Here is a 20,687-nt window from a genome sequence, read left to right as displayed (position 1 = left end):
CTCATCGGCCGTATTTGTGCATCACCTGATCGACAAAACCTTCCTGTTTCATGCGGTTGAGGGCTGCCGCAATGCGGGCTGCCGTGTCCGCCGGAAAGCGTGGGCCGGAGGCCATCCAGCTTTGGCTGCTGTAAACCACCTTGCCCTCCACCGGCAGGGTGCCAGTCTCCTGCTGGTATATGGACCTGAAGGTGATGGATGCGCCCAGAAAGCTGCCGATGCGGCCCGCTTTGAGCATCTTGGCCATTTCGGGAAGCTGGCTTTGCTCCAGCCGCCGACTGTCTATGCCTTGTTGTGCCAGCCAACTGAGCGCGCTGGAGCCGCTACGCACCCCGATTAATCCCGCCGCCAGCGCCTGCTGCAAGGTATTGCATGGCGCGCTGCCATCTTTGCTAAAGAACCTGAAGTCGGTGGTATTGGTGATGGCTATCCAGCGGAACAAGGCTTCGCGCTCCGGCGTGCGGGCAAAATAAATGATGACTGCATTGGGGCGATCGATGACTTCACGCATGGCGCGATTCCACGGGCGAATCTTGGTGCGAGGCATGAAACCTGCACGGCGTATGGCCTCGCTACCAATTTCAATCATCATGCCCGGACTGGATTCGCCCGGACGATTGCAGATATTGGGCAGGTAATCACATTCAAGATCGATGACTCTGCTGGATTCTGCGGCTTGCGCCAGGCATGCGGTCAGCAATAGTCCGGGCAGCAGTCTGTGTGGCAGGGCGGCCATGAAGGGCTGGCTCCTTTGCGGAGGTATTTTCTTTGCCCTTATTTATAAGCGTTAGTTACCGAATTTGTGCAAATAAATCGCCCGCATGGCATCTCTTAAGTGTTTTTCCGGTTTTCACGGCATTACCGCTGGCTTGAGGTTCTGGGCAGGGTAGGGCCGCAGCCCGGCTCATCCTCCGGCTGGCATGTCGCGCCGGGCTGCGGCAGCCTTGCCGCGTGACTGGCCGCCCATGCTGCCGTCCATCTCGGCATGGGCAGCCGGCTGTGGTGTGGTGAGGTTAATTGCACAGGGAGAAATCAGCGGGACTAGATGGGATGAAACGGGATCAGCCGCGCCAGGCAAGCGTTTCAGCCATCTAGCCGCTCCAGGGTGACCACCGTTTAAATTTTGCGAATGGTCCGCTCAGGAAAGGCCAGATGTGGCACTTTTAGCAAGTTATTTGCACTGCAAGGAACAGTGTCATAGCTGACGGCCAAACCAGACCACTCGGCCAACGACTGCAAAATCACCGCCAGGATTAGATGGGTCAATCTCAAAGGGCCTGTAAGCCTCGTTAGCGCTCATAATTTCCAGTTTCCCACCTGGTAGCTTCTGCACACGCTTAACAAGCAAGTCCCCCTCAATACGCAGTACATACAGCCCTGCCCCAGGTGATGTGTCCGCATGATTCACCAGAATGACATCTCTATCATTCAGTACCCCTTCCATTGAGTCACCCTTTACGGAAAGGACTGACAAGTTGTTGGGATCAATCCTTAGATAGTTATCTATCCAGTAGCGCCGGAAAGACATAGAGAAAATGGGCTTTTCGCCGGCGACAGCAGCCCCATGACCTGCAGCAGCCTTGAGGTCATAACGAGGGATAAAGACAAACTCCTCCAGATCCACAGGATTGCCCAACGTGTCGTGGCATGGACATTTAGAGCCCAGCGATGGAGTCACCTTGTCGGTAGCACCTTTGCGCATTTCTCCTTCACCAAACAGTAGCCAATCCGCCGCAAGGCCATATTTCTTGGCATAAATCGAGATCTTTGTCGCATCGGGCTCTCTCTCGCCCGCTTCCCATGCCTGAAAAGTTGATAGTGAGACACCAACGACATTGGCAGCCTCAATTCTAGGCACTCCCATAGCCTCTCTAGCCTCTCTAATTCGGCTCCCGAGAGCGGACCGGTTACTTTCAGGTTGTTCAGGGGAACCTGAAAGCAACATCTGACCATCAGTACCTGTTTTAGAGTTCATTGCAAGCGCCTGAAAATTAATAGTTTTCTTGTTCGGTGTCTGATTCCGCACACACAAAAACCTGAAAACAAGTTGAAAACGGTTGTTAAGTGTTCATTTTCAGGTATCATGTGCTCACCTAATCACCGCAAGAGATTAAGAAATGAGCACATCCACAACCCAAAAAAAACCCGCCGAGGATTGGCACCGGGCGGATATTGTGGCGGCCGTTCGTAAGGCTGGATGGTCTCTTCGCAAGTTGTCCGTCCAAGCTCAATTGAGCCCTAGCGCATTAAACAATGCGCTGGATAGACCGTGGCCGAAGGCAGAAAAAATCATTGCTGCTGCCATCGGAGTTGAACCAGAGACCATCTGGCCGAGCCGCTACGCAAAGCGCCATTTTAAGCCAGTTTTTCCAACCATTCCTCCTTCATCCACAAATACCCCCACAGCATCACGATCGGCTGTTGCTGTTGAGTGAATGGTAGGGATGAACAGGCCAAATGGCCACAAATCAGATTCTCTGAGCTAGGAGTGATGCAATGAGAAACCAAGGCGGAAAATCCCGCAGCCCCACAAGCCTTGCTGAGGCTTTCGATCTTGATGAAGCAAATGCTCTGAAAGCACACCGCCGCCCGCGCAAGCAGATGGAAGAGCTGATGAGTACCAACCGCTCAACCTATGCCCGCTGGGTGTCAGACTGCGAAATGCCGGCCAGCCGTTTGTTGCAGTTCTCAGTACTGTGCGGCTCTGCCCATGTCATTGAGTACCTGGCTATTGCATGCGGAAAGTTGGTTGTGAGCATCCCGACTGGAAAAAAAGCCAAGGCTGGCGATCTGGGGGAAATGCAAGCCAACTTTGGCAAGGCCGTGATGCTTCTTGAACAGTTTTACCGAGGACAGTCTGAACTGTCAGAAACCCTTGGAGTGTTGAATGACGTTCTTTCGCAAGTGGCATACCACCGAGAGAACGTTATCAAAACAGGCCAGCCGGAACTTGAATTGTTTGGGGACTAAGCATGACCCAGGCTGAACTCAAAACTCACTACAGTGCTGCAGAGCTGGCCGAAATGAAACTGCCCAGCTTGCCAGGAACAATCCAGGGGATTGGTATCCGGGCCAAGACTGAACAATGGGAGTCAAAAAAGCGCCAGGGCCGTGGCGGTGGCTATGAATACGCCCTCTCCAGCCTTCCTGACGCCGCTGTTCGCGCCATCAAGGACCGCCTGGTGACGTCAATGATTGCCGCCCCCGCTGTGTCTGTACCTGTTTTGCCGATGAAGGCGCAGCAGATGGAGCTGGCACTGACTAGCCGTCAGCAAACTGTTGAAGGTGCCCGCAAGGGTGTACTGGTTGCCATTGAGCGCCTGATGGCTGGCTGCGGTGTTACCCGTGAAGCGGCTATTCACACCATGCTGACCCAGGCGAAGGCCGGCACCCTGGACCCTCACCTGGAGCGGATGCTACGTGCTGCCCATGATGGCCGTGGCCGTAAGGGCGATAGCCCATACCCATCTGTACGCAGCATCAAAGGCTGGCGCGCACTTGAAAAACAAGGGCAGCTTGCCCCGAAAACTGCGGTTAGCGCCGTGTTGGAAATTCCGGCCTGGGCCAAGTCTTTCCTGGATTACTGGCAAGTGCCTTCCAAACCGAGCGTATCCCATGCCTATGAGCAATTTGCACGGGATTGGACTGATAGCCCGGAAATGCTGCCATCAATTCACCAGGTGCGCCGCTTCATCGGCAAGTTGGGCACGGTCTCGCGGGAAACTGGTCGTATCGGCCCGCGTGAGATGAAGAACATCAAGCCCTTTGTCCGCCGTGATATTTCCGATCTGCTGCCGAATGACGTGTGGACAGCGGACGGCCATACCTTCGACGCCGAGGTACAGCATCCGCTGCATGGCAGGCCATTCCGCCCGGAAATCACAGCCATCATCGACGTGGCCACCCGCCGCATCATCGGCTGGAGCGTTGGCCTGGCTGAGTCTGGACTTGCTGTGCTGGATGCCATCACCCATGCGGTGACCCGTGAGGGCGTGATGGCGATCTTCTATGTCGACAATGGCTCCGGCTACAAAAACGACATGCTGCGCAATGAGTCGACTGGCGTGATGGGGCGACTTGGGGCCGACATGCGCTTTGCCCGCCCTTACAACTCGCAGGCTAAGGGTGCTGTTGAGCGGCTGCACCAGTCGGTATTCGTTCGCGCCGCCCGTGAGCTGCAGAGCTATATCGGTGCCGACATGGACCGCGAGGCGAAGTTGAGCCAGTTCAAGCTGACCCGCAAGGCCATCAAGGATGGTGGCAGCGTGAATCTGATCAGTTGGCCGAACTTCATTGCCTTCATCAACCAGCGGATTGCCGATTACAACGCCCGCCCGCATCGCGGCCTAAATGGCATCAGCCCGGACATGAAGCTGGCCGAATTTGTTGCCATGGGATGGGAGCCAACCCGCTTGCAGCCAGGCGAGGAAGCCTATCTGTTTCGACCACAAGTCGAGCGGACCATCAGCCGCTGTGAAATCTCTCTGTTCGGTAACCGCTATTTCAGCCGGACTCTGGAAGAGTTCCACGGCGAGCGCTTGCGTATCGGCTACGACGTGAACGATGCCAGCCGGGTCTGGGTGTATGCCGACGATGGCAGGCTTATTTGCACAGCGGAATGGAATGCCAACGTTCGCAGCTTCTTCCCTGTATCGGTGATTGAGCAGGCCAGAGAGAAACGCGCAGCTGGCAGAGCGAACCGCCTGCAGGTGCATCTGGAAGAGGTGCAAGCCGAACGACGCGGCCAACCGGTCATTGAGGCCCAGCAGGAAATTGTTATCCCAGGGCTGATCAGCGGCACTCGTGAGCAACTGGCAGAAGCCGCTGCGCTTGCCCGTGCCAAGCGTCAGCCACAGACCGCTGAGACACCTAGTCTGCGGGTGATTGATGTTGAACCGACCCCCGCACCCAGCAATGTCCTTAGCCTGCCGGATACTCCGGATGCCCGGTACCGCTACTTCTGCACCCTGCGCGACCGTCACCAGCGTGGCGAACCGCTGGGCGAACGTGAACTGGACTGGCTACTGAACAAATACGTCCGTACCAACGAATACCGAACCCTCAGCCAGCGCTGAGACCACAAAAAACAGGAGCCTAAACGTGAATCGCATTGCACCGATTGCCAACCTTGATCTTGTCAGCATCGCCATGAGCAAGCTGATCAACCGCCAAGACGGCCTACCCGGCCTGGGCGTTTACTACGGCCCTAGTGGTTACGGCAAGACCACCACCATCGTCGCTGTAGCCAACGAGACCCGCGCCTACTACGTCCAGATGCGCAGCGCCTGGGGCAAAAAAGCCCTGCTGGAAAAAATCGCCTTTGAAATGGGCATGCGACCTGCTGCCACTGTGTCAGCCAATCTGGATCTGATCTGCGAACAGATGTCGACCAGCCAGCGTCCGCTGATTCTTGATGAGGCCGACCATGCGGCCTCCCGCCCCGGCATGGTGGAGTTACTGCGCGATATCTACGAAGGCAGCCAGGCTCCGCTGATGCTGGTGGGGGAAGAAATGCTACCCAGCAAGCTGAAGAAATTTGAGCGGTTTCATGGTCGGGTGCTGGCTTGGGTGCCTGCGCAGCCGGTAACCATGAGCGATGCCCTGAAGTTGAAAGATATCTACAGCCCGGATATCGCCATTGCTGATGACTTGCTGGCGTATGTGGTCGACCTTGCTCACGGTTCTGTTCGTCGGCTTTGCGTCAACCTGGTGAACATCCAAGAGCACGCCATGTTGAATGGTCTGGACGCAATTGACCGGGCGACATGGGGTACCCAGCCGCTCTATACCGGCGATGCACCGAGAAGGGTTTAACGATGGCAGCGACAAAGCAAAAACGTCGCGGTGCCCACCTAGAAATGGTGGGGGGTAAGGGGGGGCGTCAGAGAGTTTGGGAAGCCATCCGGGCCAATCGTGATGGCTTCTATCTGGCAGACATATCCCGCGCTGCGAAGGTCGATCTGGCGACAGTGAGGACGTATGTGCAAGCACTCGAACGCGGCGGATTTATCCAGCAGTGCAATGTGACCGTAAAGCTGGCAGAGGCAAAGCAATTTGCCCTGGTCAAGGATAACGGCCTGGAAGCGCCGCGCCTGACCGCAGAGGGAAAGCCGGTTATTCAAGGGCTAGTCAATGAGGCGATGTGGCGAACCATGCGGATGGTACGCGACTTCAATTTTCACGAACTCGCGGCACTGGCCAGCACCACTGAAGTTTCAGTCGCACCAGGTACGGCCCGGACCTATCTGAAGCACCTGGCTACCGCTGGTTATTTGATTGAAATCGATAAAGGGCATGGCAAGGGTGCTGGTGGAATTCCTACCCGGTACCGCTTTAATCCAGCCCGAAACAGCGGGCCTCGCCCTCCGATGATCCAGCGTACCAAGTCAGTCTATGACCCCAATTTGGGCCAGGTCGTTTGGCAAGAGGAGCCAGATTATGACCACTGATTGGCTGGAAATATTGCGTACTGCCGTAGCCCAGCGTGGTCAGAAGCCGGTTGCTGCTGAACTGGGGTACTCCCGCACCACTGTCAGCCTTGTTTTAGCTGGCAAATATGCAGGGAAGACCGATGCGGTCGCCACGCAGGTGCTGGCTGTTCTGGCCACGGTGACCTGCCCATTCAATGGCCAGGAAATGACCATGGCTGATTGCCGCGCTTTCAGCAGCAGCCGTGCCCCGACACACCACCCGTTGAAACTGACGCACTGGCGGACCTGCCGCAAGTGCAAAAACTGCAGCAAAGGAGAGTGATATGCAAACCGCCGCCCCGCAGCGCCCAGTGCCTGCATTCCTGCCCATCAATGCCCTGATGCTGCAGGCCGTGAAAAAAGTGGAAGTGGTGATTCAGGAGCTGGGCCGTCGCGGCTTTGCCGTGGTCGGCATCGACATGAGCACTCCGTCGCGCCCCACCGTCCAGATCCAGACCAGTGCCCGCTGCGCCCAGTTGATTGAGTCGGGCCAGGCTGCTTACTACGGCTTTGGCCTGGGTGAGATTGGCCGCTATCGCGAAGGCCAATTCTGCCTGGATGGCTGCCGCGTGGTGTGGACCGAAAACGCTAACTGACCAGGAGCAAAACCATGAATACGCAACAGATTTTGAACGTACTGCAAGGGAGTCGCTTCGGTATGTCAGCCAAAGAGGTAGCCAAAGCAACCGGCCAACCTGCTGCAGACGTTGGGGCGGCGCTGTTTCAGATGGAGATCGCTGGCCAGGTGGGGAAACGTATGGTTGGCCGTGATTCCGTCTGGATCGTCAAGGTACAGACCAAGCCTGCGCAGAAAAAACGAGCTGCCCCGGTAGAGAAGGCACCACCCAAGCCGCTCCCGCTCCCAATGACTCGTATTCCTATCGCTGGACATGTGCAGTTGGATGTTACCGGAGGTCCGATCCGCCTCGGATTCTCCAACCTGAATGATCTGCAGGGCTTTATCAACAAATTGAATGAGGGGCAGTAGCCATGAAAAACCAAACCACTGAGACCAATGCAAACCGTGACTATCGCGCCATGCGCCGTGCAATGGGCATGAATCAGGCTCAGTTCTGGGGGGCTGTCAACGTGACCCAGTCGGGTGGCTCCCGCTACGAAAGTGGCCGCCAGGCTCCGGTCCAGGTAGACGAGCTGGTGCGTCTCCGCCATGAACTCGGCATTGATACCGCCCTGATCACCCCGGAAAACGCCGACCTGATTCGCGCCATTCTGGCTGGCACGCTGGATAGCAAGCTGCTGCTGCAAAACGCTAATCGCTGCCGTGATCTGCTGATTCACCTTGGCAATGGTGCTGTTGATCTGACCGAACTGGCTCAGTCGGTTTCTAACCTGATCGCTGGCCATCAGGAGACAGCAGAGGCCTTGCAGTAGCAATGACTAAGCAGGTCGAGTTGGATGAATCCACCAAAGCCAAGCTGCGGGCAGAGGTTGATCTGCTGGTGAGCATGGGGCATGACCGGGCAAGGGCAAAGCGGATTGTGTGGGATGACTACCTGGACGAGTTGGCAGCCTATACGGCGGCAGCTCAGCCAGTAGCCACTCCACCGGAGACAGAGCCAGTCCAGGAGCAGGAAATAGCGCTCCCAGCGCCGACAGCCCCTGATCCGGTTCTGCCCGGCCCAGAGCCACCGGCAAGAACCAGCCGGTTTTGGGACGCAAAGGAAGAACCCCGGCTAACACCGGAATGGCTGGAGCGAAACCGGCTGCAGCTGGCGAAAGTTAAACAGATTGTTGGAATGAGGAGCAGGTAATGCAAAACGCAACGCAAAACACCCCGAACGGCTACCGCAAGGATGCCAAGGGCCGTTTGGTACCGGTCGAATCAATCAAGGAGATCGACCTGACCCGTGATGCCCTGGTTGTCGAAATCGTCCAGAAAGCACTGGCTGTGAACAAGATGCTGGCTGACTTCAAGTCCGGCGTTTTTGCGGATATCCAGGCCTTCATTGAGCTTTCTGCTGAGCGGTACGGGGCAAAGATCGGTGGGGCAAAGGGCAATACCACCCTGGCCACCTTTGATGGCCACTACATGATCAAGCGTGCAGTCAGCGACACGCTCACCTTTGACGAAGGCCTGCAGGCCGCCAAAGCCCTGATCGACGAGTGCGTGCATGAGTGGACTGAAGGTGCCCGCAGTGAGATCCGCACCCTGATTAGCGATGCGTTCAACGTGGACAAAGAGGGAAAGATTTCCACCGGGCGCATCCTCAGCCTGCGCCGCCTGGAAATCCAGGACGAGAAGTGGCAGCGGGCCATGAATGCCCTCAGCGACTCGGTACGGGTGCAGTGTTCCAAGTCCTACATCCGCGTGTACGAGCGGATTGGCGATACCGACCAGTACCAGCCGATTCCGCTGGATATGGCTGGGGTGTGAGATGGGCCGAGTAGACAGCCTTATTGAACGGGTAATGCAGAAGCATCCCGGAACGAGCCAAGCAGCATTGCTGAAGTACTACGAAGAGGTCCACCAGGAGTTAGCCCCGTTGGCACGTCAATTAGAGGCCATGGTTGACCATGCGGAATTGCTGAAGGCAAAGGCGATTTCTGCAGACCGGATGGCAATCCTAAACAAGGTAAATGCTCTGATTCGCACCGGAGATCTGCCAGCGCGAGCACACAGTGAACGGAATGGAATGGTTCTCGCCTACAACGCGATCTATGAGTTTATCGCGGATCAGGACAAGGACGATGTTGGAAAGACGGATGCCGCCAAGCGTCAGTAATTGGCGGCTTCTGATCCGCAACCTCAGAACCGGAAACATCCCTTTCAAGTAGTTTTTACAACGCAGTACCAAGGAGAAAAGCATGAACAAGCAAGAGCTGATCAAACACGTAGCCGAACACGCTGAAGTGACTGCCAAGCAGGCCGAAGCCGTGATCAACAGCCTGACCACCACCATCCTGGACACCGTCCGTGCCGGTGGTGAGCTGCAAATCACTGACTTGGGCAAGTTCGGCAGTGTGGAGCGTGCCGCCAAGGCCGGCCGCAATCCCAAGACCGGTGAAACCATCCAGATCGCTGCCAAGCGTGCTGCGAAGTTCTCCCCGGCCAAGCGTCTGAAAGAGGCCGCAGCAGGCTAATCCGTGCGAAACCGCCCGCAAGGGCGGTCTGCCAGGCGTGGTGGCTTGGTACTGATGAGCAGCCGAGGAAAACATGGATAAACAAACAGCAATCGAAAAAATCAGGAAGTGCCTAGCCCTGGCCAAAAGCGCCAATGAGCATGAAGCCGCTGCAGCCCTTCGCCAGGCTCAAGCGCTGATGCGCAAGTATGGGGTGGAGGATGGCGACATCCTGATGGCCGAGGTAAGCGAGGCCAAGGTTAAAGCAGGTGCCAAAACCAAGCCTGTGAAGTGGGAAAGCCAGCTGTCCACCACGGTGGCCACCGCCTTTGGCTGCCGCAAGATTTTTGTCCAGGAATTGAAAGCAGGCTACTGGACGTTTATCGGCTGCGGCCCGGCAGCAGAGATAGCCACTTATGCCTACACCGTGCTGATGCGCCAGCTGCGCAAAGCCCGCAGTGAGTACCAGCAGACCCACTGTAAACGCCTTGTTCCGGCTAGTCGGACTCGCCGCGCCGATCTGTTCTGCGAAGCCTGGGTGGCTGGCGTTCGTCGCCAGATTGAGGCCTTTGCAGGCACGCAAGCCAACGAAGAAGCACTGGAGGTCTACATGGCCAAGGAATACCCGGACCTTGGCACCTTGGTTCCCAGGGATCGCCAAGCGGGAAAGAGTCTTCGCGATGGTGATGTGAATGCACGAGCAGCTGGCTGGAATGCTGGACGCAAGGCAACGCTGAATCATGGCGTCGACAACAAACCGTTGGCCATTGGTCAGTAACCGCCGAAAGAAACGACATGGGCAAGCTACAAGACCGTATCAATGAAATCGAACAAAAAGTCGCAATGGGTGAGCTGGACGCATTCCAGTGCTTTACCCAGATGCGCCAGCTGATTGATGTCTCCTGTGACCAGTCGGAATTGCTGCCCCTCTACCGCGAAGTTGTTGGACGAGTCGCCATTGCCCAAGACGCCAGAACAGTACTGCCGAATATGCGGTGCTGGTGGAGCAGAGAAAACATCCTCCGTATCGCGATGGACTTGCCAGACAAAGAAGGCCGCGCCTTCATCGGGCGCTGATAGAACCCGGTGTCGAGCCTGTTAACACAGGCTCCGCAACGTGTTTTAACCCTCAATGCAGCCGTGACCGGCCAGCCCCGATCAACTCACTGGGGTGCCGTCCTCTGATAAAGCCGGCATGGCCGGTCACGCGTGCATTGAGTTTGACCAGGAGAAGAACAATGACCGACAGACGCAAGGCGATGATCGCAAAGATCAAGATCGCCCAGCAGCAGCTGCAGATGGCTGACGACAGCTACCGCGCCATGCTGGCACGCCTGGCTGATGGCAAAACCAGCAGCACCAAGCTGACCCTGCAGCAGCTGGATGACGTGCTGGCCGAAATGAAGCGCCTGGGCTTTGTGCAAAAGCATGGCCGCCGTCCGCAGCCGAAGGACACCCGCGAAACCCTGATTGCAAAGGTTGAGGCCCAACTGGCAACCGCTGGCCGGCCCTGGGAGTACGCACATGCAATGGCCAAGCGTATGTACAAGGTCGAAAAACTGGAATGGCTGGATTACGAACAGCTGCAGGGGGTGATGGTCGCCCTTGTCTATGATGCACGCCGGAATGGGAGGCCCGTATGAACCGCAGTGACCACGAAATGGCAATGGCCCGTGCTGCACACCTGTTACCAGAAAATGCCCGCCAGCTCGTTGATATGCTAACGCTGGCCACCACACTGAAGCTGGTAGATGCCTACGGTGGCACACACTTCCCGATCCCGAAAACCGCCAGGCAGGAGGGACAATATTTTGCAGCACTGGCTGAAGCGGTAGGCGTCGATGCAGCGACCAAGCTGGTCAAGCGATATGGCAATACCAGGCTGTATGTGCCGAAGTGCGCTGCAGCACTGCGTGCCCTGCGTGATGCCAGTATCCGCGCTGACTATGACATGTCGTGCGGTGAGTTGGGGCATAATGCCACTGTCAATAATGTGCTGGTGCCGAAATACAAGCTGTGTGACCGCAGGATTGAAGAAATTCTAGCCAAAGCAGATGACCTGCTACCTGCGACTGCACAGGGCAGTCTGTTCTAGGAGAGTTGTCATGAAAATGGGTTCGATATCGGTGTTGGTAATTGCAGTGCTTGTGATCGGCTTTGGTGGTCATGCTTACAAGAAACACCAGGAAAAACAAAAGAACATCGAAGAGGCTGAGCAAGTACTCGCAGAACTGAAGAGTCTGGAGCAGCCCTACAAAGACTTTATCGAGCAATCGAGACTTGCCTCTGCAACACCAAGAGTACAACTATCTCCTGTCGTCGCCAGGATGCAGGACACTCTGAAGGTCGTTGCAGAAATGCATAGCAGTGGTTGTGCGATGGGAGTTCAGGTGACCCTTCGCCAATCAATTGAGAACATGAAGGATGGCTTTCTGTCTTTTATGGCGCACGACGATATAAAGTCAGATGCACAAACTTCGGTTGCAACATCTCAAATATCCGAATACCAGACATCTGCAGAGGCTTGCGCGATAGTAATGAAGAAACGGCTGGAAGATTTACAAAAGTAATACCCGACACTTAAAAGCCCCGCATAAGCGGGGCTTTTCTATTGGGGCAGGCATTTAGGTGTTATGGGATGTATTTGACTACCCCAAACTTCATCCGACGGACACCTGCTGTCATGTACAAACTGGGTGAAGTTTGAACCACACCTGTCATGGATTCGCTGTTACCTACTTCAATTGCGGCATCCCCACCCCGCTCTTTCACCTCCTTCGCGACGGCACTTCGGATCATGGATTCATCACCAACACCGCTGCCGATTTCACTCACGACGATACCAATCAGCCTGTACTTCTGTGGTGGCGAACCATTAGCCCAAAAGTCGACTCCATTGACGGTGACTTTTGTACCACCATGCCCCTCATAGATTGAGGTTTTCCCCTCATAAGGCTGGAAGTCGACAGACGCACACCCAGCAAGAAACAAGCCGAGTAAAGCCGAAACGAATAGGCGCATTTTTATCTCGTATGGTTAGGTGCAAAGCCGTTTGCATTTTAGTCACATGGCATTGAGTGCGATAGTGCCGAGATCATGCTGGCAGTACCCATAAGTCAGCAATTACCGAACCCCTTCCCAATCTGCCCACCTCCTGATTTTCCCTACGATTTGCCTCATGTCTCGCATGAGGAAATATCGTGTCCCGCACCATCAACCTAATTGTCATCCACTGCGCCGCCAGCCCCAACGGCAAGGTACTCGGCTCCGCGTCTAAATCGGCTGCAGCCGTCATTGACCAGTGGCATGCCCAGCGCGGCTTTCACCGCCAGCCGGCCGCTATTGCCGCTTACAACCCCGACCTCAAGGCCATCGGCTACCACTTTGTCCTGGACGTCGACGGTACCAAGGCCGCCGCCCGCGCCCTGGATGAAATCGGCGCGCATGTGGCTGGCCACAATGCCAACTCCATCGGCATCTGCATGGTGGGCACGGATCAGTACAGCACCGCGCAATGGGGTGCGCTGGCCAGCCTGGTGAAGGCTCTGCTGGCCAAGTATCCGGGCGTGCCGGTGGTTGGTCACCGTGATTTGTCCCCAGACAAGAATGGTGACGGCACGGTGGAACCCCGCGAATGGACCAAGACTTGCCCCGGCTTCACCGTTGCCGCCTGGCTGGCTGCCGGCATGAAGCCACAGCCCACAAATACCCTGGCCAGCTGATGCACCGGCCGCTCATTTACCTGTTGTTGCATGCCCTGGCAGCCCACCATCTCCCGTTATCCCGGTGGCGGGTGGCTGGTAGCCAGTCCGCCCCGGTAGGCCATCGTGGCCATAGTGGTGTGGCCCAGGCCAAGCGTGCAGCAGCAAAGCGAAGGAACCGCCGTCGTGCAACTCGCTGACATCCTCACCAACCCGGTTACCCAGCGCCTGTCGCAGAGCAAGCTCTGCATCGCAGTCGCCCTGGTGGCCACCACTTTTGCCCTGGTCTGGGAGGTGGTGCATGGCCGCGCCACGGAATGGCTGTATGGGCTTTATCTGGCCGCATGGGTAACCCATGCCCAGGCCAGCAAGCGGGCCGCCATTGCCCGTGATGCCTTGCCCACTCCGGCAGCAGGAGACGCGCCATGAACCTGTCCATCCCGCTTATCCCGACCTGGGTAAAGGCTGTCGCCATCGGGGCCGGCCTGGCATTCATCACCTACCAGGTGCATCAGCACGGCGTCGAATCGGGTGCCACTGCCCAGCACAAGGCAGATGAAACCATCCGCAGCAACCTGGTTGCTGACTACGAAAAGCAGCTGGGTAAGTTCAAAGACCAGTGGGCCGCTGAGCTGGCTACAGCCCTGCGTGACAAGCAGACGCTGGAACAGCAGGCCAACCAGGTCGGTGCAGCTCTGCTGGAGACCCGCGCCCAACTGGTCCGTACCCAGCAGCAACTGAAACAGGAGATTCCCCATGTCGTACAAGCTGATGGCCCTCGCTGGACTGGTATTGGCCCTGCAGGGCTGCGTCTCTACGCCCAAAACCTCGGCTACCCCCTCTCCAGTGGTGATCCGGGTCTGCCCGCAGCCAACCCCGGAGATGCTGCAAAAGCCGATCAAGCCGGCAGCGCCGGAGCCGGGCTATCACCCACAGACCTCCTGACGCACTCGGCGGATTACGGCCAGTGGTGCCAGAAGCTGGAGCAGCAGCTGGATGCCTTCATCACCCTACATACCAAGGACGCGCCATGAATAAAGAAAACAGCAATTTTCACGACTGGTATGAGGCGCTGAAGGCTTATGCCCGGAAAAAAGGCGGTAGCGCGGCTGATGTGGATGCCTGGCGTGAGGACTATGAAGCCGGAAAGTCCGTTGAGCAGGCTTGGTTTGACGCGTGGGGTGAGTAATGACCGACCTGACAATTCAAAACGAGCAAGGCCAGTTGATGGAGTCCCTGGAAATCAAGGGCGCAGCGCTGGCGGCTGTCGTCGGCCAGATTGCCCGCCTTGGTGGTGATGCGGAGTGTGCAAAAGAGGCTGCAAAACGGCTGTCCGAAGCACTGTACTGGGCAGACCGGGCGATGGGGGCCTTTGATGGATCCGTTTGATCGTGCCCAGAAGCAGGAGCTGGACGAGCGCGAAGGCCACATTGCTGCACGCCAGGCACTGGTCCCGCATGGTCCGCCAGCCACGCATTGCATTGATTGCGGGGTCGAAATTCCGAAAGAACGTCAGGTCGCGGCACCCGGCCTGCGCTGTACACGTTGTCAGAGCGCCGTTGAGCGCCGAAATGGGGGAAACCGGTGACGGTCACTGTTGAATTTTGGTACCTGGTCGGCCTGCTGCTGGGCTTCCTTGGCGTGGTGTTTACCTTCGGCAAGCTATTGCTGGGCGAGATTGAAAAGCGCCTTGACCAGCGCTTCCAGACCATTGATGCCGCTAACAAGGCAGCAGAGCTGCGTCTGGATCAGCGGTTCCAGGCGATTGATGAAGCAAACAAAGATGCCAGCAAACACTGGGACACCCGCTTTGCCGAGCTGATGGAACAGAACCGGCGCGAGGCCGACGGTTGGCAGCGCATCGAAAAAGACTTCCTGCGCTTCCAGGCCGAGCTGCCGCTGCAGTACGTGCGCCGGGAAGACTACGTACGCAACCAGACCGTGATCGAGGCCAAGCTGGATAGCCTCGCCCTCAAAATCGAAAACGTCCAATTGAAAGGACAGCAGCAATGAATATCGACGAAGCCAAAATCCGCCGTGAGAGCCTGCGCTGGTACCTGGTGCTGGCAGCATATAACGCCCGGCCAACCGAAGTCGTCGAAGACGTCATCCAGCAAACCATGCGGTCCCTTTACCCCGATGTATCGCCGCTGGAGGTACGTAAGGAGCTGGATTATCTGGAAGACCGCGCCATGGTGAAGCTGCGCAAGGAGCCATCGGGCCGCTGGTGGGTGGATGTCACCCGCTATGGTGTCGACCTTGCCGAGTACACCATCGACTGCCAACCCGGCATCGCCCGCCCCGAAAAGTACTGGTGAGCGGACATGGCTGCACGCAATAGTGTTTCCATGCTGCCGGCCGAGGTGCGTGCCTGGCTGGACCAGTCCCTGGTCGATGGCAATTTCAGTGGCTACCAGGCACTGGAGGAGCTGCTGCGCGACAGGGGCTTCAGCATCAGCAAGTCCGCCATCCACCGCTATGGCCAGAAGATTGAACGCCGCTTCGCCGCCATCCGTGCCAGTACCGAAGCCGCCAAGCTGCTGACCCAAGGTGCGTCGGATGATACCGACACCCGCTCCGAAGCGTTACTCGCCCTGGTACAGACCGAGCTGTTTGAATCCATCGTCAACCTGCAGGAAGCCGGGGACGAGGATGTCTCCAATGAAGACCGGATAGCCATTTTGTCCAAGGTGGCCAAGAACATCGCCACCTTGAGCCGGGCTAGCGTGAACCAGAAGAAATTCCGCCTGGAAGAGCAGGCCCGCATCGAGCAGAAGGCCCGCGCTGCGTTGCTGGCCGAGCAAGAGCAGAAGCTGGAAGAGCTGCGTGGCTCGGATGGTATGTCGGAACAGATGGAAAGCAGCATCCGCCGCATCCTGCTGGGTAAAGAGTGATGACTGAAACCGTACAGCAAGCCCCGTTAAAAGCCCTGGGCAGCCCGCGCAAAATTAACCTGGCCGAGGAGCTGGAGCTGGCCGGGGTTGTGGTGCCGCAGGAAGTTGCCGAGGCCATCCCGGCCGAGCAGCCGGTTTTTCTGCCTTACCAACAGCGCTGGTTTGAGGACGAGTCCCAGATCATGATCGCGGAGAAGTCACGCCGTACCGGTCTGACATGGGCAGAAGCCGGCCGCAACGTGGTAAAGGCCGCCCGGCCGCGCCGCCGCCAGGGCTGCAATACCTTCTATGTGGGCAGCAAAAAGGAAATGGCGCTGGAGTACATCGCCGCCTGCGCGCTGTTTGCCACGGCCTTCAATGAGCTGGCCCGCGCCGACGTGTACGAGCAGACCTTCTGGGATGAGGGCCGGCAGGAGGAAATCCTCTCCTACATGATCCGTTTCCCGAAGTCGGGTTTCAAAATCCAGGCACTGTCCAGCCGTCCGTCCAACCTGCGCGGCCTGCAGGGTGACGTTGTGATTGATGAAGCGGCATTCCATGAATCCCTCGAGGAGCTGCTGAAGGCGGCGTTGGCGCTGACAATGTGGGGCAACAAGGTACGGCTGATCAGCACCCATAACGGGGTCGAAAACCTGTTCAATGAGCTGATCCTGGAAGCCCGTGCCGGCAAGCGCGACTACAGCATCCACCGGATCACGCTTGACGATGCCATTGCCGATGGCCTGTACCAGCGCATCTGCTACGTCACCAATAAGGAATGGTCAGCCGAGGCCGAGGCGAAGTGGCGTGCCGATCTGTACAAGAACGCCCCGAACCCCGAGTCGGCCGACGAAGAGTACGGCTGCGTCCCCAAGAATAGTGGCGGCAACTGGCTGTCCAGCCTACTGATTGAAAAGCGCATGTCACCCGACACCCCGGTGCTGCGCTATGAGTGCCCGGCAGGCTTTGAACTGGAGCCGGACCATGTCCGCGCCAGCCACTGCCAGGACTGGATTGACTCGGTGCTGCAACCGGAGCTGGACAAGCTGCCCAAGGGCGTCCGCAGCTTTGACGGTGAGGACTTTGCCCGTAGCGGTGACTTGTCGGTTCACGTTCCGCTGATTGAGATGCAGAACCTGGTCAAGCGCGTGCCATTCATCCTGGAAATGCGCAATGTGCCCTTCCGCCAGCAAGAGCAAATCACCTTCCACCTGCTAGATAACCTGCCGGGCTTTGCCGGTGGCGCATTCGATGCGCGGGGTAATGGCCAGTATCTGGCTGAAGTGGCCATGCAGCGCTACGGGGCGGATCGCATCCACCAGGTGATGCTGTCGGAAAGCTGGTACCGCGAACACATGCCCCCGGTCAAAGCTGCCCTGGAAGATGGCGACCTGGACGGGCTGCCGAAGGACAAGGATGTGCTGGCCGACATGCGCGCCGTGCAAATCATCAAAGGGGTGCCACGTATTCCGGACACCCGCACTACCGGCGCTGACCTGGGCAAGCGCCACGGTGACGTGGCAGTCGGAGTCGCCCTCGCCGTGTATGCGTCCCGTGTGATTGATGCTGCGCCGCTGGCCACCAGGGGCTACAAGTCCATCCCTCGCGGGAGCATGGCCATGTCAGCCCGATTCGGGCGCGGCACCTGGTAACGAAACGGAGTGCAAAACATGCCGCAAATTGTGGATCACAACGGCCAGCCGATTAACACCGGCCTGCTCAAAACCACCATCGCTACCCCGACCACCACCGGGGTGCGTCAGATCATTGCCTCGGCCAGCCATGGGCTTGACCCGGAGCTGCTGGGCAACATGCTGCGCCAGGCAGTGAATGGGGATGCCAGCGCCTATCTGCGCCTGGCTGAGGACATGGAAGAGAAGTACCTGCATTACGGCTCGGAACTGTCGACCCGTAAGCGCGCCCTGGTTGGCCTGGAGCTGTACGTGGAGCCTGCCGGCGACGATGCCGTCAGCCTACGTGCTGCCGAGCTGGTGGAGCAGGCACTGGCACCGATCAAAGAAAACCTGTTCGATATCCTGGATGCCATCGGCAAGGGTTTCAGCGTCCATGAGATCGACTGGGAAACCAGCGCCAAGCAGTGGATGCCTGTTGGTTTGTCCTACCTACAGCCCTACTGGTTGCAGATCCGGCGCGATGAGCCGGAAACGCTCTACCTGCGCTCGGACAGCAATATCTATGGCGATGCGCTGGCCCCGTACAAATTCATCACCCACAAAGTCAAGGCAAAGTCGGGCGTGCTGATCCGGGGAGGCCTGGCGCGCATGGCCTGCTGGGCGTTTCTGTTCAGCAATTACGCAATAAAAGACTGGGTGACATTTGCCGAGGCATATGGCCAGCCGCTGCGGGTGGGCACGTACGATGTATCCGCTACCCCGCAGGACATTGAAACCCTGTTGATGGCCCTGCGCAGCCTGGGCACCGATGCGGCGGCCGCCATCCCCAAGAACATGGAGATCGACTTTGTCGACGCCGGCAACAAGACGGCCTCGGTTGATATCTATGCCCGGCTGACCGAGTACTTCGACAAGCAAACAAGCAAGATCGTGTTGGGCCAAACCTTGTCGACTAATACCGGTGGTGCAGATGGCGGTGGGGCTTATGCCCTGGGCAAGGTACACAGCGAGGTGCGGGAAGACATCCTGGAGGCCGACGTCCAGCAGCTGGAAGCCACTCTCAGCCGTGACTACGTCAAGCCGGTGGTCGACCTCAATCTGGGCGTCCAGTCGGCTTATCCGACTATCAAGCTGCGGATCAACAAACCGGAAGACCTGACTGCGCTGGCCGGGGTCGTCGACACCCTGGTACGCGCTGGTCTGCCAGTCAGCCAGGAATCGACCTATACCCGTTTCGGGCTGGAACGCCCCAAACAGGGCGAGGCGATACTGGTACCGGTGGATGCCCCGGCCCAGCAGGCGATGAATCGCTATCGTGCGATGAATGCCCAGCAGCCGGGTCAGACTGCTGACCCGATGGCACCGCTCCTGGAGCAACTGACCAGTAAGACGGCGGACCCGATGGATGCCATGCTGCAGGTGATTCGCCAGGCGCTGGCCGATGCCCCGGATCTGGAGTCCTTCCAGGCGTGGCTGACCGGTGCCTTTGGTGACCTGCCAACCACTGAGCTGCAACGGGTGATGAATACCGCCTTCAGCCTGGCTGAGCTGTCCGGTCGCTACGAGGTGAGCAATGGCCGATAGCGCGGCTCCGCTGACTGCGGTCTTCAAGCAGCCCTGGCAGACGCAGCTGGACTATTTTCAGCAGAAGCTGAACCTGCCGACTGAGCAATGGACCGACATCATGAAGGCGCAGCATGACCGCTCCTTTGTGGTGGCCGGGGCCATGGCCAGCGACTTGCTGGAGGATCTGCGGCAGGCAGTAGGCAAAGCCATTGCCGGTGGCAGTACGCTGGCCGACTTTCGGCGCGACTTTGACCAGATCGTGGCCACGCATGGCTGGGACTTCAAAGGTGGCCGCAACTGGCGCACCCGTGTCATCTACCAGACCAACCTGCAGACCAGCTATGCCGCAGGCCGCTACCAGCAACTGACCGACCCGGACATGCTGAAGGTGCGGCCGTACTGGCGCTATGTGCACTCCGACTCGGTACTGCGCCCCCGGCCGCAGCACCAGGCATGGAATGGGCTGATCCTGCGCGCTGACGATCCTTGGTGGAACGTTCACTACCCGCCCAATGGCTGGGGCTGCCAATGCACCGTGCATGCGGTTTCGTTGCAAGAGCTGCGTGACAAGTACGGTAAGGACGGCCCGGATACTGCACCGGTCATTCAGACACGCAGGGTGGAGCAGGACGATGGCAGCGTGGTCTATGTGCCGGATGGTATCGACTTCGGCTGGGACTATGCGCCTGGCCAGGCCTATGTCGGCAAGCTGCTGCTGGACAAGGCCGCGACGACCTCGGCCCGGATCGGTGCGGATGCTATCCAGAGTGCGGTCAACAATATCGACGCCCTGGACAAGATCATCCAGGAGCGCTGGCAGCCGCTAGTGCAGCAGATCTACCCGGACCCGGCCAGCTACCGGCCGACAAAGCAACGCTTCCACATCGGTGCACTCTCGCCGCAACTGGTCGACAAGATAGAACAGGCCACGGGCGATCCGCTGGCCACGGCCGTGGTGTCGGTCGACGATGCAGAGGTCAAGCATGCGCTGCGCGATACCGGGGCAAAAGCGGACAAGCGGATTGCGCTGGACGATGCAATGCAGACCGTCGTCGGCATGTGGGAGCCGGAGCGCGTTTATCAGCAGATTGATCATGGCAAAGAGGAGCCTGTTTATCTGGCAGTCTGGCAAGCAGCTGATGGCAGCCGGCATGTTAAAGCAGCGATTAACGTGAACTACCGGACCAAGGACAAGGATGCATCAGGGAAGCGCTATACCTTGCAGACAAACACGTTGCTGACCCTGGGCTATGTGGACCTGCGGGATTTGGATAATCCACAGCTTTACAAGCGGATTCTATAGAAGGAGGGAAACCGTGCCGGCAGGGACGCCACCCCCCTGCGTGTGCACGCCCTTTCGGG

At 57.9% G+C, this 20,687-nt stretch carries 32 protein-coding genes and 1 other RNA gene; 30 read left to right on the top strand and 3 right to left on the bottom strand.

Going from position 1 to position 20,687, the window contains the following annotated elements; all coding sequences use genetic code 11:
- Position 1 precedes the first annotated feature (1 nt).
- Positions 2–736 carry a substrate-binding periplasmic protein gene (locus DLM_RS10745; protein ID WP_089083766.1) on the bottom strand — a complete coding sequence of 245 codons (735 nt, stop codon included), beginning with the start codon at positions 734–736 and terminating at the stop codon, positions 2–4.
- Between the two features lie 459 nt (positions 737–1,195).
- Entirely contained in the window at positions 1,196–1,864 is a 669-nt protein-coding gene (locus DLM_RS10740; RefSeq protein ID WP_420000717.1) for an XRE family transcriptional regulator, read from the bottom strand.
- 253 nt (positions 1,865–2,117) lie between these two features.
- Here DLM_RS10740 and DLM_RS10735 point away from each other — a divergent pair, with 253 nt between their 5' ends.
- The 19 genes from DLM_RS10735 to DLM_RS10645 all read left to right on the top strand — a co-directional run bounded on the left by DLM_RS10735 (position 2,118) and on the right by DLM_RS10645 (position 12,121).
- Entirely contained in the window at positions 2,118–2,435 is a 318-nt protein-coding gene (locus DLM_RS10735; protein WP_089083768.1) for a helix-turn-helix domain-containing protein, read from the top strand.
- A gap of 61 nt (positions 2,436–2,496) precedes the next feature.
- Positions 2,497–2,970: a hypothetical protein gene (locus DLM_RS10730; protein WP_089083769.1), complete on the top strand. Its 474-nt coding sequence runs from the start codon at positions 2,497–2,499 to the stop codon at positions 2,968–2,970.
- A gap of 2 nt (positions 2,971–2,972) precedes the next feature.
- Positions 2,973–5,075: a Mu transposase C-terminal domain-containing protein gene (locus tag DLM_RS10725; protein WP_089083770.1), complete on the top strand. Its 2,103-nt coding sequence runs from the start codon at positions 2,973–2,975 to the stop codon at positions 5,073–5,075.
- Between the two features lie 25 nt (positions 5,076–5,100).
- On the top strand, positions 5,101–5,814 hold the full coding sequence (locus tag DLM_RS10720; protein WP_231960148.1) for an AAA family ATPase: 714 nt from the start codon (positions 5,101–5,103) through the stop codon (positions 5,812–5,814).
- Positions 5,815–5,816: 2 nt separating this feature from the next.
- On the top strand, positions 5,817–6,449 hold the full coding sequence (locus DLM_RS10715; RefSeq protein WP_089083771.1) for a hypothetical protein: 633 nt from the start codon (positions 5,817–5,819) through the stop codon (positions 6,447–6,449).
- Positions 6,439–6,753, top strand: a complete 315-nt coding sequence (locus DLM_RS10710) for a hypothetical protein (RefSeq protein ID WP_089083772.1) — start codon at positions 6,439–6,441, stop codon at positions 6,751–6,753. The genes DLM_RS10715 and DLM_RS10710 overlap by 11 nt, the downstream gene beginning before the upstream one ends.
- Before the next feature lies 1 nt (position 6,754).
- Positions 6,755–7,066 (top strand): hypothetical protein, encoded by a 312-nt coding sequence (locus DLM_RS10705; RefSeq protein ID WP_089083773.1) that lies wholly within the window; start codon positions 6,755–6,757, stop codon positions 7,064–7,066.
- A 14-nt stretch (positions 7,067–7,080) separates the two neighbouring features.
- Positions 7,081–7,458 carry a hypothetical protein gene (locus DLM_RS10700; RefSeq protein ID WP_119313186.1) on the top strand — a complete coding sequence of 126 codons (378 nt, stop codon included), beginning with the start codon at positions 7,081–7,083 and terminating at the stop codon, positions 7,456–7,458.
- A 2-nt stretch (positions 7,459–7,460) separates the two neighbouring features.
- A complete protein-coding gene (locus tag DLM_RS10695) occupies positions 7,461–7,862 on the top strand; it encodes a helix-turn-helix domain-containing protein (RefSeq protein WP_119313187.1) in 402 nt (133 codons plus the stop codon).
- 2 nt (positions 7,863–7,864) lie between these two features.
- Positions 7,865–8,242: a hypothetical protein gene (locus DLM_RS10690; protein ID WP_119313233.1), complete on the top strand. Its 378-nt coding sequence runs from the start codon at positions 7,865–7,867 to the stop codon at positions 8,240–8,242.
- A complete protein-coding gene (locus tag DLM_RS10685; RefSeq protein ID WP_119313189.1) occupies positions 8,242–8,865 on the top strand; it encodes a DUF3164 family protein in 624 nt (207 codons plus the stop codon). Before DLM_RS10690 ends, DLM_RS10685 begins: the two co-directional genes overlap by 1 nt.
- Positions 8,866–8,899: 34 nt before the next feature.
- Positions 8,900–9,214 carry a hypothetical protein gene (locus DLM_RS10680; RefSeq protein ID WP_145985831.1) on the top strand — a complete coding sequence of 105 codons (315 nt, stop codon included), beginning with the start codon at positions 8,900–8,902 and terminating at the stop codon, positions 9,212–9,214.
- An 82-nt stretch (positions 9,215–9,296) separates the two neighbouring features.
- The gene (locus DLM_RS10675) at positions 9,297–9,572 is read left to right on the top strand and encodes an HU family DNA-binding protein (RefSeq protein WP_089084364.1); all 276 of its coding nucleotides are present in this window, start codon (positions 9,297–9,299) and stop codon (positions 9,570–9,572) included.
- A 3-nt stretch (positions 9,573–9,575) separates the two neighbouring features.
- An RNA gene (locus DLM_RS10670) (hammerhead ribozyme type II) lies at positions 9,576–9,640 on the top strand.
- Positions 9,641–9,645: 5 nt separating this feature from the next.
- Positions 9,646–10,329 (top strand): DUF2786 domain-containing protein, encoded by a 684-nt coding sequence (locus DLM_RS10665; RefSeq protein WP_089084365.1) that lies wholly within the window; start codon positions 9,646–9,648, stop codon positions 10,327–10,329.
- A 17-nt stretch (positions 10,330–10,346) separates the two neighbouring features.
- On the top strand, positions 10,347–10,628 hold the full coding sequence (locus DLM_RS10660) for a hypothetical protein (protein WP_089084366.1): 282 nt from the start codon (positions 10,347–10,349) through the stop codon (positions 10,626–10,628).
- A gap of 161 nt (positions 10,629–10,789) precedes the next feature.
- On the top strand, positions 10,790–11,194 hold the full coding sequence (locus tag DLM_RS10655) for a gp16 family protein (protein WP_089084367.1): 405 nt from the start codon (positions 10,790–10,792) through the stop codon (positions 11,192–11,194).
- Positions 11,191–11,646, top strand: coding sequence for a Mor transcription activator family protein (locus tag DLM_RS10650; RefSeq protein WP_062785978.1), 456 nt, complete (start codon positions 11,191–11,193; stop codon positions 11,644–11,646). The genes DLM_RS10655 and DLM_RS10650 overlap by 4 nt, the downstream gene beginning before the upstream one ends.
- A gap of 10 nt (positions 11,647–11,656) precedes the next feature.
- Positions 11,657–12,121, top strand: a complete 465-nt coding sequence (locus DLM_RS10645) for a hypothetical protein (protein WP_089084368.1) — start codon at positions 11,657–11,659, stop codon at positions 12,119–12,121.
- Between the two features lie 61 nt (positions 12,122–12,182).
- On the opposite strand, the gene DLM_RS10640 is transcribed toward DLM_RS10645, so the two are convergent.
- Entirely contained in the window at positions 12,183–12,572 is a 390-nt protein-coding gene (locus DLM_RS10640) for a hypothetical protein (protein ID WP_089084369.1), read from the bottom strand.
- 179 nt (positions 12,573–12,751) lie between these two features.
- Between DLM_RS10640 and DLM_RS10635 the strand changes: the two genes are divergently transcribed.
- The 11 genes from DLM_RS10635 (at position 12,752) to DLM_RS10585 (ending at position 20,628) form a co-directional block, all read left to right on the top strand.
- On the top strand, positions 12,752–13,273 hold the full coding sequence (locus DLM_RS10635; RefSeq protein ID WP_089084370.1) for an N-acetylmuramoyl-L-alanine amidase: 522 nt from the start codon (positions 12,752–12,754) through the stop codon (positions 13,271–13,273).
- A 165-nt stretch (positions 13,274–13,438) separates the two neighbouring features.
- On the top strand, positions 13,439–13,681 hold the full coding sequence (locus tag DLM_RS10630) for a hypothetical protein (RefSeq protein ID WP_089084371.1): 243 nt from the start codon (positions 13,439–13,441) through the stop codon (positions 13,679–13,681).
- Positions 13,678–14,286 (top strand): hypothetical protein, encoded by a 609-nt coding sequence (locus tag DLM_RS10625; protein ID WP_119313232.1) that lies wholly within the window; start codon positions 13,678–13,680, stop codon positions 14,284–14,286. Before DLM_RS10630 ends, DLM_RS10625 begins: the two co-directional genes overlap by 4 nt.
- Positions 14,283–14,441, top strand: a complete 159-nt coding sequence (locus DLM_RS23350; RefSeq protein ID WP_167467090.1) for a hypothetical protein — start codon at positions 14,283–14,285, stop codon at positions 14,439–14,441. Before DLM_RS10625 ends, DLM_RS23350 begins: the two co-directional genes overlap by 4 nt.
- Complete coding sequence (locus DLM_RS10620; RefSeq protein WP_089084334.1) at positions 14,441–14,641, top strand: hypothetical protein; 201 nt, start codon at positions 14,441–14,443, stop codon at positions 14,639–14,641. Before DLM_RS23350 ends, DLM_RS10620 begins: the two co-directional genes overlap by 1 nt.
- Before the next feature lie 195 nt (positions 14,642–14,836).
- Positions 14,837–15,265: a hypothetical protein gene (locus tag DLM_RS10610; protein WP_089084373.1), complete on the top strand. Its 429-nt coding sequence runs from the start codon at positions 14,837–14,839 to the stop codon at positions 15,263–15,265.
- Positions 15,262–15,570 (top strand): hypothetical protein, encoded by a 309-nt coding sequence (locus tag DLM_RS10605; protein ID WP_089084273.1) that lies wholly within the window; start codon positions 15,262–15,264, stop codon positions 15,568–15,570. The genes DLM_RS10610 and DLM_RS10605 overlap by 4 nt, the downstream gene beginning before the upstream one ends.
- Positions 15,571–15,576: 6 nt before the next feature.
- Entirely contained in the window at positions 15,577–16,146 is a 570-nt protein-coding gene (locus tag DLM_RS10600) for a DUF3486 family protein (RefSeq protein ID WP_089084374.1), read from the top strand.
- Positions 16,146–17,777: a hypothetical protein gene (locus DLM_RS10595; RefSeq protein WP_089084375.1), complete on the top strand. Its 1,632-nt coding sequence runs from the start codon at positions 16,146–16,148 to the stop codon at positions 17,775–17,777. Before DLM_RS10600 ends, DLM_RS10595 begins: the two co-directional genes overlap by 1 nt.
- A gap of 18 nt (positions 17,778–17,795) precedes the next feature.
- Positions 17,796–19,343, top strand: coding sequence for a DUF935 domain-containing protein (locus DLM_RS10590; RefSeq protein WP_119313231.1), 1,548 nt, complete (start codon positions 17,796–17,798; stop codon positions 19,341–19,343).
- Complete coding sequence (locus DLM_RS10585) at positions 19,333–20,628, top strand: phage minor head protein (RefSeq protein WP_089084379.1); 1,296 nt, start codon at positions 19,333–19,335, stop codon at positions 20,626–20,628. The genes DLM_RS10590 and DLM_RS10585 overlap by 11 nt, the downstream gene beginning before the upstream one ends.
- The last annotated feature ends 59 nt before the right edge of the window (positions 20,629–20,687 follow it).

The organism is Aquitalea magnusonii (genome assembly GCF_002217795.2).
GTDB lineage: Bacteria > Pseudomonadota > Gammaproteobacteria > Burkholderiales > Chromobacteriaceae > Aquitalea > Aquitalea magnusonii_B.
This window is presented reverse-complemented; position numbering and strand designations above follow the sequence as displayed.

What these genes read in the sequence shown, in the direction of transcription:
- DLM_RS10665 (WP_089084365.1), top strand. Translation starts at nt 9,646, where the DNA reads ATGGATAAACAAACAGCAATCGAAAAAATCAGGAAGTGCCTAGCCCTG.
- DLM_RS10730 (WP_089083769.1), top strand. Translation starts at nt 2,497, where the DNA reads ATGAGAAACCAAGGCGGAAAATCCCGCAGCCCCACAAGCCTTGCTGAG.
- DLM_RS10685 (WP_119313189.1), top strand. Translation starts at nt 8,242, where the DNA reads ATGCAAAACGCAACGCAAAACACCCCGAACGGCTACCGCAAGGATGCC.
- DLM_RS10725 (WP_089083770.1), top strand. Translation starts at nt 2,973, where the DNA reads ATGACCCAGGCTGAACTCAAAACTCACTACAGTGCTGCAGAGCTGGCC.
- DLM_RS10735 (WP_089083768.1), top strand. Translation starts at nt 2,118, where the DNA reads ATGAGCACATCCACAACCCAAAAAAAACCCGCCGAGGATTGGCACCGG.
- DLM_RS10655 (WP_089084367.1), top strand. Translation starts at nt 10,790, where the DNA reads ATGACCGACAGACGCAAGGCGATGATCGCAAAGATCAAGATCGCCCAG.
- DLM_RS10710 (WP_089083772.1), top strand. Translation starts at nt 6,439, where the DNA reads ATGACCACTGATTGGCTGGAAATATTGCGTACTGCCGTAGCCCAGCGT.
- DLM_RS10600 (WP_089084374.1), top strand. Translation starts at nt 15,577, where the DNA reads ATGGCTGCACGCAATAGTGTTTCCATGCTGCCGGCCGAGGTGCGTGCC.
- DLM_RS10585 (WP_089084379.1), top strand. Translation starts at nt 19,333, where the DNA reads ATGGCCGATAGCGCGGCTCCGCTGACTGCGGTCTTCAAGCAGCCCTGG.
- DLM_RS10680 (WP_145985831.1), top strand. Translation starts at nt 8,900, where the DNA reads ATGCAGAAGCATCCCGGAACGAGCCAAGCAGCATTGCTGAAGTACTAC.
- DLM_RS10660 (WP_089084366.1), top strand. Translation starts at nt 10,347, where the DNA reads ATGGGCAAGCTACAAGACCGTATCAATGAAATCGAACAAAAAGTCGCA.
- DLM_RS10690 (WP_119313233.1), top strand. Translation starts at nt 7,865, where the DNA reads ATGACTAAGCAGGTCGAGTTGGATGAATCCACCAAAGCCAAGCTGCGG.
- DLM_RS10675 (WP_089084364.1), top strand. Translation starts at nt 9,297, where the DNA reads ATGAACAAGCAAGAGCTGATCAAACACGTAGCCGAACACGCTGAAGTG.
- DLM_RS10695 (WP_119313187.1), top strand. Translation starts at nt 7,461, where the DNA reads ATGAAAAACCAAACCACTGAGACCAATGCAAACCGTGACTATCGCGCC.
- DLM_RS10700 (WP_119313186.1), top strand. Translation starts at nt 7,081, where the DNA reads ATGAATACGCAACAGATTTTGAACGTACTGCAAGGGAGTCGCTTCGGT.
- DLM_RS10640 (WP_089084369.1), bottom strand. Translation starts at nt 12,572, where the DNA reads ATGCGCCTATTCGTTTCGGCTTTACTCGGCTTGTTTCTTGCTGGGTGT.
- DLM_RS10620 (WP_089084334.1), top strand. Translation starts at nt 14,441, where the DNA reads ATGACCGACCTGACAATTCAAAACGAGCAAGGCCAGTTGATGGAGTCC.
- DLM_RS10605 (WP_089084273.1), top strand. Translation starts at nt 15,262, where the DNA reads ATGAATATCGACGAAGCCAAAATCCGCCGTGAGAGCCTGCGCTGGTAC.
- DLM_RS10595 (WP_089084375.1), top strand. Translation starts at nt 16,146, where the DNA reads ATGACTGAAACCGTACAGCAAGCCCCGTTAAAAGCCCTGGGCAGCCCG.
- DLM_RS10715 (WP_089083771.1), top strand. Translation starts at nt 5,817, where the DNA reads ATGGCAGCGACAAAGCAAAAACGTCGCGGTGCCCACCTAGAAATGGTG.
- DLM_RS10650 (WP_062785978.1), top strand. Translation starts at nt 11,191, where the DNA reads ATGAACCGCAGTGACCACGAAATGGCAATGGCCCGTGCTGCACACCTG.
- DLM_RS10740 (WP_420000717.1), bottom strand. Translation starts at nt 1,864, where the DNA reads ATGGGAGTGCCTAGAATTGAGGCTGCCAATGTCGTTGGTGTCTCACTA.
- DLM_RS10645 (WP_089084368.1), top strand. Translation starts at nt 11,657, where the DNA reads ATGAAAATGGGTTCGATATCGGTGTTGGTAATTGCAGTGCTTGTGATC.
- DLM_RS10705 (WP_089083773.1), top strand. Translation starts at nt 6,755, where the DNA reads ATGCAAACCGCCGCCCCGCAGCGCCCAGTGCCTGCATTCCTGCCCATC.
- DLM_RS10590 (WP_119313231.1), top strand. Translation starts at nt 17,796, where the DNA reads ATGCCGCAAATTGTGGATCACAACGGCCAGCCGATTAACACCGGCCTG.
- DLM_RS10745 (WP_089083766.1), bottom strand. Translation starts at nt 736, where the DNA reads ATGGCCGCCCTGCCACACAGACTGCTGCCCGGACTATTGCTGACCGCA.
- DLM_RS23350 (WP_167467090.1), top strand. Translation starts at nt 14,283, where the DNA reads ATGAATAAAGAAAACAGCAATTTTCACGACTGGTATGAGGCGCTGAAG.
- DLM_RS10625 (WP_119313232.1), top strand. Translation starts at nt 13,678, where the DNA reads ATGAACCTGTCCATCCCGCTTATCCCGACCTGGGTAAAGGCTGTCGCC.